General features: G+C 40.9%; 11 protein-coding genes and 1 pseudogene. 7 read left to right on the top strand and 5 right to left on the bottom strand.

All coding sequences use genetic code 11. The annotated features are described in order from the left end of the window. Positions 1-51: 51 nt before the first annotated feature. Together AB4371_RS12875 and AB4371_RS12870 are read right to left on the bottom strand one after the other, a co-directional pair. Entirely contained in the window at positions 52-267 is a 216-nt protein-coding gene (locus AB4371_RS12875) for a VF530 family DNA-binding protein (protein WP_102319916.1), read from the bottom strand. Positions 268-312: 45 nt separating this feature from the next. Continuing rightward, on the bottom strand, positions 313-1,263 hold the full coding sequence (locus tag AB4371_RS12870) for a LysR substrate-binding domain-containing protein (protein ID WP_372149904.1): 951 nt from the start codon (positions 1,261-1,263) through the stop codon (positions 313-315). A 103-nt stretch (positions 1,264-1,366) separates the two neighbouring features. Here AB4371_RS12870 and AB4371_RS12865 point away from each other — a divergent pair, with 103 nt between their 5' ends. Beyond that, positions 1,367-1,573 (top strand): DUF1127 domain-containing protein, encoded by a 207-nt coding sequence (locus tag AB4371_RS12865; protein ID WP_017063291.1) that lies wholly within the window; start codon positions 1,367-1,369, stop codon positions 1,571-1,573. A 130-nt stretch (positions 1,574-1,703) separates the two neighbouring features. Here the strand turns inward: AB4371_RS12865 and AB4371_RS12860 are convergent. Next, positions 1,704-2,609: pseudogene (locus AB4371_RS12860) on the bottom strand (LysR substrate-binding domain-containing protein). Between the two features lie 99 nt (positions 2,610-2,708). Here AB4371_RS12860 and AB4371_RS12855 point away from each other — a divergent pair. From AB4371_RS12855 to AB4371_RS12840, 4 genes are all read left to right on the top strand, one after another. Beyond that, positions 2,709-2,861 carry a hypothetical protein gene (locus AB4371_RS12855; RefSeq protein WP_017063293.1) on the top strand — a complete coding sequence of 51 codons (153 nt, stop codon included), beginning with the start codon at positions 2,709-2,711 and terminating at the stop codon, positions 2,859-2,861. Positions 2,862-3,423: 562 nt separating this feature from the next. After that, positions 3,424-3,918: a TadE family protein gene (locus AB4371_RS12850; RefSeq protein WP_017063294.1), complete on the top strand. Its 495-nt coding sequence runs from the start codon at positions 3,424-3,426 to the stop codon at positions 3,916-3,918. An 11-nt stretch (positions 3,919-3,929) separates the two neighbouring features. Next, positions 3,930-4,487 carry a TadE/TadG family type IV pilus assembly protein gene (locus tag AB4371_RS12845; RefSeq protein ID WP_017063295.1) on the top strand — a complete coding sequence of 186 codons (558 nt, stop codon included), beginning with the start codon at positions 3,930-3,932 and terminating at the stop codon, positions 4,485-4,487. Between the two features lie 11 nt (positions 4,488-4,498). Next, positions 4,499-5,881 (top strand): vWA domain-containing protein, encoded by a 1,383-nt coding sequence (locus tag AB4371_RS12840; protein WP_372149903.1) that lies wholly within the window; start codon positions 4,499-4,501, stop codon positions 5,879-5,881. Positions 5,882-6,054: 173 nt separating this feature from the next. On the opposite strand, the gene AB4371_RS12835 is transcribed toward AB4371_RS12840, so the two are convergent. Continuing rightward, positions 6,055-7,743, bottom strand: coding sequence for an AMP-binding protein (locus tag AB4371_RS12835; protein WP_136973756.1), 1,689 nt, complete (start codon positions 7,741-7,743; stop codon positions 6,055-6,057). Positions 7,744-7,836: 93 nt separating this feature from the next. Beyond that, positions 7,837-8,580 (bottom strand): helix-turn-helix domain-containing protein, encoded by a 744-nt coding sequence (locus tag AB4371_RS12830; protein ID WP_372149901.1) that lies wholly within the window; start codon positions 8,578-8,580, stop codon positions 7,837-7,839. 193 nt (positions 8,581-8,773) lie between these two features. Here AB4371_RS12830 and AB4371_RS12825 point away from each other — a divergent pair, with 193 nt between their 5' ends. Together AB4371_RS12825 and AB4371_RS12820 are read left to right on the top strand one after the other, a co-directional pair. Beyond that, on the top strand, positions 8,774-8,962 hold the full coding sequence (locus tag AB4371_RS12825; protein ID WP_017063299.1) for a Flp family type IVb pilin: 189 nt from the start codon (positions 8,774-8,776) through the stop codon (positions 8,960-8,962). A gap of 158 nt (positions 8,963-9,120) precedes the next feature. Beyond that, positions 9,121-9,651, top strand: a complete 531-nt coding sequence (locus tag AB4371_RS12820) for a prepilin peptidase (protein ID WP_372149898.1) — start codon at positions 9,121-9,123, stop codon at positions 9,649-9,651. Position 9,652: the final 1 nt, after the last annotated feature.

The following is a 9,652-nucleotide window of genomic DNA, read 5'->3' as shown; positions in this document are numbered from 1 at the left end:
TACCTTGAAAAACACCGGTACCGTAAATGGTGCGTTTGTTAAAGGTGGGAGCTAGCTAGTTTTTAGTTGGATGTAAATCTGCTCTACCTTGGTACGTGCCCAATCTGTTTTACGCAAAAACTTTAAGCTCGATTTAATGCTTGGGTCTTTTTTAAAGCAGTTGATGTTCACCATGTAACTCAACTCTTCCCAACCGTAATGTTCAACCAATTCAGTCAGTAGCTTCTGTAGCGTGATACCGTGAAGTGGATTATTGTCTTGTGTCATGAGATGTTCTCGCCATTTATTTGAGCTAAGTATACCAGTTTCGCCTTATGAATTATCCGACCATTTGAGTTCGTAGTCGGTGTGGATAATCGAAAGCTCTTCTCTACCTGTATTACCAAATAATTTAACCTGATTCTGCATCCATTCTTCGAAACGTTTTATCTTTTCTCGATGAAAGTAACCTGGAGGCGCACACAAAAAATAATTGTACTTAGGCTTCAGCGCGATGTTTCCGATTCGCACCAATTTCTTTTCTTGTAAATCGCGGTATACCAAGCTGTGCTTAACAAGCGCGACACCTTGAACGGATAGCGCACCTTCTAACACAAAATGAGAGCCATCAAATTGCAGTGATGTTCGGCCAGCTTTTACCCCTGCGACTTGTAACCAGAGATTCCAATCCATATCAGGCCAACGGTCTTCAATAAGTTCCGCTTTATGCAGATCGTCGATGTCATAGATACCATGTTTCTCTTGATAAATAGGGTGGCAAACCGGGTAAATGACCTCGTCCATCAACCAACGTGATTCGATGTTTGGGTAGTCTCCATGACCGTATCGAACGTAGATATCGACATTAGAATCTTCAAATGTGACTAGCTTATTGGTCGGCTCAATTAGCATGGATAGATCAGGGTGGCGATCGCGAAAGTCGCCAATTCTTGGTACGAGCCAATGCTGAGCAAAGGAAGGCACGGTAGAGATCGACAGTTGAGTGGGGTTAGGATCTTGGTTGATTCGTCTCACCCCATCTTGAATATGAGCAAAGCCTTTCTTCGCTTGCAGGTAAAGCACTTCACCTTCATGGGTTAATACTATTTTTCGGTGCTGGCGAATAAACAGATCTGCGCCTAACCACTCTTCAAGTTGGCGAATTTGTTGGCTGACTGCTGCAGCCGTGACAAATAGCTTTTGTGCGGCGAGTTTAAAACTGCCTGTTTCTGCCGCCGTGTAAAAATAGTAGATCCCTTGGAATGGTGGAGTGCGTTCTCTCACATTAGTTTTCCTTAACTGAATGCCAGTATCTATCGTTTGTCGATGTTGCTCTACTGGTCGATTATTGACCATAACAAAGCAAAAGATCAACAGGGGAAAGGTTATGAATACGATCACAGCAACAGCAAATACCAACCATTCATTTTTGTCATCATTATCAATTAAGAAATTCTATTCTAAATTAAGCCTGTACTTTCAAAATCGTAGAACCAGAAAGCAACTGTCTGAGCTACCCGATTATTTACTTAGAGATATCGGGATTACGTCGGAACAAGTCGAGAAAGAACTGAAGAAGTCATTTTGGGAGTGATTCAAGGCAACGTAGCTTTTAACTCGACGTTGCTTTAACTCAACATAGTTTTGTCGGTGTCGGCAGGTTTACGTTACCGTTCTATGTTGAGTTAAGTTTATAGTTTATATAAAGAAGTGGGAGATGAGATTTAACTCTCCAATAGCTCGTTTACTTCTTCGTGCAACCAATTGGTGAACGCGGTAATACGCTCTTCTCTCGGGGAGTTAGGATCAAAGCATAGGTTGACTTGAACCCCAGGTGTCATGCCTATATCAAAGGGCTTCACTAGTAAGCCGCGTTCGATGAAGTCACCAGCTAAGCTGTCTGTTGCCAAGCAAACCCCATGTCCCGCCATGACCGTGGTTAGCCCCATATCAAAGGTACCGACTTCCATCCACTGAATGGTGCTGCTTTGAGTCGATATGTTTGCTTGCCTAAACCATTCATCCCACGGGAAACAACCGCTATCAAACTGAATCAGCTAACATTTGAGGAGTTGTTCAGGTGATGTGAAGTTCAAAGAGTTTGCGAGTTTAGGGGAACAAAAAGGGTAAACCGGTTCGTTGATTAGCATCTCAAGAATCAAGCCTTCTTCAACGCATAGATCTTCACCTTGTCGAATAGCCACATCAATTTCGCCATGTTTTAAATTTGGTGTATCACACCCTGTTAGTATCTTAATTGGGATCTCTGGGTGCTTTACCGAGAACTTCCACAGCCTAGGCAGTAACCAACGAGAAGCAAAAGAGGGGGGACTTCTAACAACAAGTAGCCCTTGAATAGGTTCTGATTGGATCTTGTTTAACCCCAGCAGAATATCTTGAAATCCATCAGAGACATGTCTAAAAAGTGTGTGCCCTTCATGCGTCAAAGTCATTGCACGCCCCTTACGAATAAAGAGCTTACATCCAACCTGTTCTTCTAACTGTCGAATCTTCTGGCTGACGGCTGCTTGAGTGACGAACAGCTCTTCAGCAGCTTTGCTGTAATTGTTCAAGCGAGCCGCAACTTCAAAGTAACGGAGACCTGAAAGGTGACGCAGTCTATTGTCCATAATCTCAGCTTATAGTTCTTGTTAATAATGGTTGTTCGATTATCGAACAGGTTGTTTTCATAATAACGACAGAACGATGGCAAATACAAGAGAGTAATTATGGAAGCATTAATCCGTTGGACAAGATTTTATGGGACTAAGTTGTTTAAAAATAATAAGATCAAAGGAGGTAAGGCTAAGGCGAAACAGAATAAGGTTTTATGTGCAGAACAGCTGAGTCGTAGGATGAAAGAAGATATAGGGTTAGAGTAAGAGAATAACGATGCTTCTGATTATACTAAATGTTTATAATCATGACTTATGTATCCATTAGCGTGAAGGCTAGTTTCGCTGGTTCTATCTCGGCTACAATATTCATTTGTACTCGCTTAATCCAGCCTGACTTTACCCATTAATCATCGAGTACTTATAAAAATCCATTCCTACTAAACTAAATGCTTATTTTTCAATTTACGTTGTCTTATTTTTGAGACTTTAACTCTGATTTATATAAAAACAAGCGTCATAATGTTTTTTTCCTTTCTTTGTCTAATGGATATAAAACAGACAGTTATTTTTGGGATTAATAAATGAAAATTAAATTACTATGTTTTATTAGAACCTTTAATTTTATATAAGCAATTGAATTAAATTAAATTAAACAAAAAACAGTTTGAATCCACCTCCGTATTAATAGTGTTGAAATTTATTAATTGAATGCTGCTTGAATAACTCATTTATCAATTCTATATCTGTAATGTTGAGTCTTTCTATATCTCCTAGGATTCTATTGGGCTAGATAGGGTGAATAGAAAGAAGAAAGGGTGGGGGCTGTATGAAATTTATTTCAAGAGGTTCAGAAGGTAACCGCTATCGAAGCGGTCTAAAATCCAAAATAAAAGGTATCGCTATTATCGAATTTACGATTGTGGTGAGCCTGTTTTTTGCGCTTTTTTTAACGGTTGTTGACCTTGGTATTTATGGGTTCGTTAAACTGACCATGCAACACTCGGCAAGGGAGGGGGCAAGATATGCCATTACAGGTCGTTCTGACTTGGATCCTGACTCATCGAGTGATCGCGAAGCGGCTATCTTGGAAAAAATCTCTCAATCGTCGAGCGGTTTACTCGATAAAGTGATGGATGTTCAGAATATACGTGTTGAAGATGTCTATGGTAATGCAATCACCGGCTTTGGCGGTTCTGGAGACATTATTTCTATTCATCTTGATTGTGAGTGGCCATCTGTAAATCCCTATATGTATGTTTTGCTCGATGATGGAAAATTCAAATTTACCGTCAGCGCAGCGATGAAAAACGAAGCTTTTTAGGGAGGGACTGGATGTTTCCTTTTAAATTGAAAAAAGCCGCTCAGAAAGGTTTTGCAGCAATCGAAATGACGTTGATAGCGCCTTTATTTATGCTACTGATCGTGGCGGCTGTCGACATAACACATCTCATTCAAGCTAACCACGTTATTATCAGTATCAGTCGAGAAGGTGGAAACATTATCTCGCGAAGTAACACTGATACCCCACAAGAAGTCATGGACATCATAGCGACAACATCAGGCACTTTGGATTTAACGCAAGACGGCGTTATTTACATTACTGAGTTGGTCGGTCAAGAAGATGCTTCTCCATACATTAAAAGTCAGTATCGATGGAACCAGCACGGGTTAAGTAAAAACAGTGCTATTTGGGCGAGCTGCAGCAATTGGGCCAATGATGGAGAGTGCTCGGATGTGGATGCTGATGATCCTCCTGTTGTTAACAACTTAGCGGTTGCACTTGATGATGGAGAGATTGTGTACAGCGTTGAAGTCTTTTACGACTACTCGCCTATTTTTAGTCGAGTGTTTGATGATGAATACATTCTGAGCGACACAACATATATGTAAGGGAGGTCGATATGGATAAGGGAACCCCAATCAAATATCGTTACAGTCGTGGGTTAGTGGCTTTGATGTCAATTATTGCGCTGCCTTTTATACTCTTAGTTGTTGGTCTTTCTGTTGATGCTGGTCGAGCTTATATTGTTAAGTCGAAATTATTTGCCGCGGTCGATGCAGCCAGCATTGCGGCTGCAAGGGCGGTCGCTAATGGCGAAGATGCTGGACGGGCAGCTGCTCAAAAATATTTTGCAGCTAATATCCCCGCAGACTTCTATTCAGCCACTCCTAGCTTAGGCGCAGTCAATTTCGCTAATGATTCGTTTGGTAATATCTCTATCGATATCTCAGCAACAGCGCAAGTGCCCACTGTTTTTTTGCCATTGATAGGGCTAGACACGTTTAGCCCTGGTGTATCCGCACAGTCGATCCGCCGCCCTGTAGATTTAGTGTTAGTGATTGATAACACTACATCTTTGAGGTTAGGGAGTATCGGCGACGTGACTCAAGATGTCATCGATAGGTCTAAGTCATTCGTTGAGAATTTTCATGAAGGTTTTGATCGTATCTCGTTGGTGAAATTTGCGTTTGGGTCAGAGGTACCTGTTGGGTTCACATCGACTCGAGGACACAGTCGAAGCACTATCAAATCTGAAATTGATAGCTTTAACTTTGGTAGTACCTCGAACGCACAATATACCAATGCATCGGAAGGGATGTATCGAGCTCTGAATGAACTGAGAACGGTGACTGATCCGGCAAATTTGAAAGTGATCGTGTTCTTTACCGATGGAGCACCAAACACCTTTGCAACCACGTTTGATTTTGAGGACGGGGATTCACATACGGGCGCTATTCGATCAAGCGATGGTTCCAGTGGTACGCCGAGAGGGCTTTGGAGGCATGACTCGATAGCCACCACTTTATCTGGTGGCTATGAGGGAAATGATATTGATGACCATATCAGTGAGATGCCCCAGTACTACACGACTCATGATTCAAGCGCCACTGAGTTCAACATTCTAAATCCGTCTCATGCGTTGCGTCCAGTCGCGCAATATGATCCAGATAGTCATTCAGCGAATGATTTGTATACCCGTGTAAATCGGGTTGCGCGTAATCTCGTCGAAGATATTGCGGAAAAAGCCAGAACGGAAGATATTTATGTATTTACGTTAGGGTTAGGTTCATCTCTAACATCAGCGACAGGACCTGATAGCGAGTTTGGTGAAGACTTATTGCTACGGATGGCGAATTCTAGTGCGCTATTAGATGATCCTGATCTTAGTGCGGATTATGACCCTGCTCAGCTTGAAGGAGTGTATTGTCATGCCATCGATGAAGAGGCGCTAGGTCCTTGTTTTGATGAGATGTTAGACGTAATTATCAGGTTAACCTTGTAATAGTTGTCTGCGGGTCGGTTTACTTGCAATAAGGCTGTCAGTAGAAAAACGGTCAATAGGAAGAAAGGCCAACAGAAAGTGGGTCATATAAAAAGAGGGAGCTCTCAAGCTCCCTCTTAGTGCTAGTTTCAGTTTAGTAGCACTCTTTATTCAGTGTTAGGTGGAAGTCATGGTTATTCTTCCCAAACCACCAATTTATCTTTCGGCCAGTTATGACCAACTTCATGGTATTTCTGCTCAAGGATATGTCGCTTGATTTTGAGAGTCGGGGTTAACACGCCATTCTCAATGCTCCATGGTTCCTTAATCATCAATACACCTTTGATCTTCTCATGTGAACCGAGCTGCTCGTTCATTTTCTCGATAACGCGCTTTGTCGTTTTCTCATAGCGAGCTCTATCGAAATTAGGGAAGTCATGCGGTACCACAAGTAGGATTGGGCCTGGTAGGCCAAGCCCTATCAAACACATCATTTCTACGCGGCTGTACTCAAACAGTTTGTTTTCGATTGGTACAGGGGCAACAAACTTACCTTTAGCGGTTTTAAAGGTATCTTTCTTACGCCCACGAATCGTTAGGTAACCTTCACTATCGATATCACCGATATCACCGGTATGAAGCCAACCATCCGAGTTAAAAGACTCTTGGGTTGCAATATCATTCTTGTAGTAACCAGAGAATAAGCCTTTGCCTCGAACTAGAATCTCTTCATCTTCAGCTATTTTGAGTTCGATCCCTGGACCTGCATTACCAACCGTACCAATTTTATCGGCTCTGAATGGGTAGTTGAGCGTGCTGTAGGCGAAAGACTCTGTCATGCCCCATGCCTCGGTAATGTGCAGGCCAACACTCTCATACCATGCGAGTAGAGCGGGTGATACAGGTGCAGAACCACATCCAAGAACGCGAGCTTGGTCTAACCCTAAGCCATCAGCAAGTTTCTTCTTAATGATGTTGTTGATAAACGGAATCTTCAGTAAGAAGTTCAGTTTCTTCTGTGGCAATTTGTCTTGGATTCGCTGCTGGAACAGAGTCCATAAGCGAGGAACTGAGATAAACAGTGTAGGGCGATGCATTTTCACATCATCAATAAAGGTGTCTAAAGATTCAGGGAAAGCCGTAACCACGCCCCCCATCACTGAAGAACCAAAGATGTAAACGCGTTCTGTAATATGAGCAAGTGGTAAGTAAGAAAACAGGCGATCGCCAGGTTGGATTCCAATATGATCAATCAACCTTTGAACAGACCAAGTAAACGCGCCGTAGGTGAGCATTGCGCCTTTTGGTAGCCCTGATGTACCCGATGTATAAACAAGTGACATCAGCTTATCGTCGTGATGCTGAGGGCGTTTGGTTGATGGTTCATGTGTATCAATGAGCTGTTCGAAAGTGTGTTGGCACTTCGCTGCGCTGTCGTATGGCAGTGAAATACTCACTAAGCTCGGATTGTCATCAAGTACTTTTTGAGTGGCTTTAGGATCGTCAAGCTTACCTGCAATCACAATTTTACATTCACTGTGTTCAATACAGTATTGAATGGTATCTGCACCCGCTGTAGGAAAGATTGGGACGCTGACAAAATCTCCTAACATCATGGCAAGATCGCAGATGAACCATTCTGCACAGTTTTTCGATACGAGAGCGACTCGATCGCCAGGTTGGGCTCCGAGTCCTTCTAATGCTGACGCTAATTTCAGTGCTTTGTCGGCTACTTCTTTATAAGTAAATTCGACAAATTGGCGGTTAATAATCTGTTTCAAATAGACTTCATCTGGGCGTTCTTCTGCCCATTTTAAAATCATGTCATTGGGTGTAGGGAGAGCTGTTGCTTGTTCTTGGCTAAACTCGTTAGGCTGAATCATTGTCTAACTCCATGTTTTTCGCTAAGTTATTTTTGGTTATTTTTGTTAAAATCATGTTAAATGTACCATGATTTTTTCTTTTAGGGAGTAAAATTAGCGTTTTCTGTTATCTGTGCAGGCACGTCTGTAGCTTGCAGGGGTTACCCCCGTCCTTTTCTTAAAAATTCTTGAAAAATACGACACATCCTTGTAGCCACATTGATAAGAAATTACAGCTATTTTTGATTCGGTATCCGCCTCAATCAACTTTTTGGCTAACAGTATTCGTTTATCGCACACAAAGTCTCTAAAGCTTACTCCAAAGTGTAGATGAAACTTTTTAGAAAAATAGGTTGCTGAACAGTGACATTTTTCAGCTATGTCCGTTTCTCTTATTTCCTTGTTAATGTTATCCATAACAAAATTAACAACTTCAGAAGTAAACTGCTTGGTCGGCTCCTGGTTGTTGCTATTCATGTCTCTATCGAGGTCGAAGTGTGCTTCAAAGATATGCTGTGTTTTACTCTTTAATTCTTCGAAGGCACTGGTCAGATGATTGTTACTCGTTTCTATAATGAAAAATATATTCTTATGATTTCGAACGTTATTAGGTATCTGACCTGTACAAATAATAACAATTCTCTTGTTCAAGTTTTCACAAATAGATAGTGCCATTTTAAGTAGTTGAAGTTCATCCGTTTTATTCAATATAAAAAATACTAACCTTACATCTAAGTGGCTGATTATAGATATGTCCTGTTTATGGTTTTTTATGAGAAAGTAACGACTTATTTTATTGATGATGATTGAATTAAAGTCGCTATCTATATCTGACAGTAAAGGTGTAATTATATTCATAGTTATTAAACCGGTATCATACTTAAATAAGAAGTAAGAGAAGTATGGATGAATGTGTTTATTTAAATAGATTAGAAGTGCGACAAAAAAGTGCAAGTAAATGGCAAGAAAATCCTAACCGAATATATGGTTCGGCTCTAGATTTAGTTTACAGGTAAATAAAACCTGATACGTAAATCAAGGAGAGATTCTTATGAGTAACTTATTGAAAAACATTAAAGAATTCATGAATGATGAAGAAGGTCTGACGGTCATAGAATATGTGATCGGTGCTGCTATGCTCGTTTTAGGATTGACAACTATATTTAGTGGAATAGGTAGTGCGTTATCAACGAAACTAAGCGCGATTGTTGGTGCGATTAGTACGACGACAGCACCATAGAAACTATGAATATTAAGAGAATAAAAAAGCAGAAAGGACTAACCATTGTCGAATACATTATCGGTGCGGCTTTGCTTGTTTTTCTCGCTTGGGCAATATTCTCTGGTATAGCTGTATCCTTGTTCAGTAAATTTCAATTAATTGTGTCAGGTATATGAATGATAAGTGAATCTCTAGTTTTTTGGGTGCTATTGGTTGTGGTATCAGTATTTGATGTGAAAGAAAATCGAATACCGAATAAGGTTCTGATTTTATTTGTATTGTTGTACTTTATTATTGCGATTAATAGTGGATTAACTTGGGGTTCACTTGGCACTTCTTTGATTGGGGCGGCTGTTTTTTTCTCTTCGGGACTTATTTTATATTTCTTGAGAGCAATGTCTGCTGGCGATGTGAAATTTTGGGGGGTGATAGGGCTATATGTTGGATGGGGTAACCTACTCGATATTACTTATTATATTATCATTTCCGCGGGAATAATTGCTGTGTTTTACTTACTTTATAACCGTGCGAACAGCGAGTCTCTAACGGTAAAAGGTTATTTTGAAGAGAAACTAATGTTAGTTAGTGGAATGTCAACCAGCACAAAAACTGTGTCAACGGTTCATTCTAGGTATTCAAATAAGGTGACGATGCCTTTCGCACCTTCAGTTGTTATAGGCTTAGCGATGTATAGCTATTTTACGTAAT

Origin of the sequence: Vibrio sp. 10N.261.51.A3, assembly GCF_041471965.1 — a bacterium.
Taxonomy (GTDB): domain Bacteria; phylum Pseudomonadota; class Gammaproteobacteria; order Enterobacterales; family Vibrionaceae; genus Vibrio; species Vibrio crassostreae_C.
This window is presented reverse-complemented; position numbering and strand designations above follow the sequence as displayed.

Bases quoted from the DNA above. Each gene is read 5' to 3' on its own strand.
- AB4371_RS12875 (WP_102319916.1), bottom strand. From the start codon at position 267: ATGACACAAGACAATAATCCACTTCACGGTATCACGCTACAGAAGCTA.
- AB4371_RS12865 (WP_017063291.1), top strand. From the start codon at position 1,367: ATGAATACGATCACAGCAACAGCAAATACCAACCATTCATTTTTGTCA.
- AB4371_RS12855 (WP_017063293.1), top strand. From the start codon at position 2,709: ATGGAAGCATTAATCCGTTGGACAAGATTTTATGGGACTAAGTTGTTT.
- AB4371_RS12850 (WP_017063294.1), top strand. From the start codon at position 3,424: ATGAAATTTATTTCAAGAGGTTCAGAAGGTAACCGCTATCGAAGCGGT.
- AB4371_RS12845 (WP_017063295.1), top strand. From the start codon at position 3,930: ATGTTTCCTTTTAAATTGAAAAAAGCCGCTCAGAAAGGTTTTGCAGCA.
- AB4371_RS12840 (WP_372149903.1), top strand. From the start codon at position 4,499: ATGGATAAGGGAACCCCAATCAAATATCGTTACAGTCGTGGGTTAGTG.
- AB4371_RS12835 (WP_136973756.1), bottom strand. From the start codon at position 7,743: ATGATTCAGCCTAACGAGTTTAGCCAAGAACAAGCAACAGCTCTCCCT.
- AB4371_RS12830 (WP_372149901.1), bottom strand. From the start codon at position 8,580: ATGAATATAATTACACCTTTACTGTCAGATATAGATAGCGACTTTAAT.
- AB4371_RS12825 (WP_017063299.1), top strand. From the start codon at position 8,774: ATGAGTAACTTATTGAAAAACATTAAAGAATTCATGAATGATGAAGAA.
- AB4371_RS12820 (WP_372149898.1), top strand. From the start codon at position 9,121: ATGATAAGTGAATCTCTAGTTTTTTGGGTGCTATTGGTTGTGGTATCA.